Raw genomic sequence first — 469 nt, 5'->3', positions numbered from 1 at the left:
GTGGGCGGGGCGGCCGCGCAGCCGCGGGCAGGTCGTGCCGGTGAGCGCTGGCGATCGTGGCTGGCGTCCACCGGGAGAGCTCCGGGGCCGTCATCCCGTTGGGCAGGATCGCCATGGCCAGGGCCGGCATCTGCTGGCCGGCGACGGCCCCCCGGGTGTACGCGTCCACCACCCAGTCGGTCTGCGAGTCGGAGAGCACCCCCCCGTCCCGCTTCACCCGAATAACATCAACCGCCGCAAAACCACTCACCATTGAGTCCAATCCCTAGTCACCCCGCCAGCAGCCACACACCATCGGCAGCCACACCCATCGGCAGCGAGCACGACATCGATCTTCCAGCTTCGGACCGGCACCGACGCACGGACCGTACCGCGCACGGGCCTGGGCCTGCCGTGCCCGGCGGAGGGATCAAGCCTGACCGCCCGGAGCCGGGCACGGCAGGCCCCGGCCCCCACCGCAACCCCGGCC

General features: G+C 72.5%; 1 pseudogene. It reads right to left on the bottom strand.

Annotated features, from left to right (window positions below):
- Positions 1-253, bottom strand: a pseudogene (locus JMF97_RS30620) (thymidine phosphorylase); the annotation flags it as partial.
- Positions 254-469 lie beyond the last annotated feature (216 nt).

The sequence above is a fragment of the Micromonospora fiedleri genome, from assembly GCF_016774385.1.
GTDB lineage: Bacteria > Actinomycetota > Actinomycetes > Mycobacteriales > Micromonosporaceae > Micromonospora > Micromonospora gifhornensis.
This window is presented reverse-complemented; position numbering and strand designations above follow the sequence as displayed.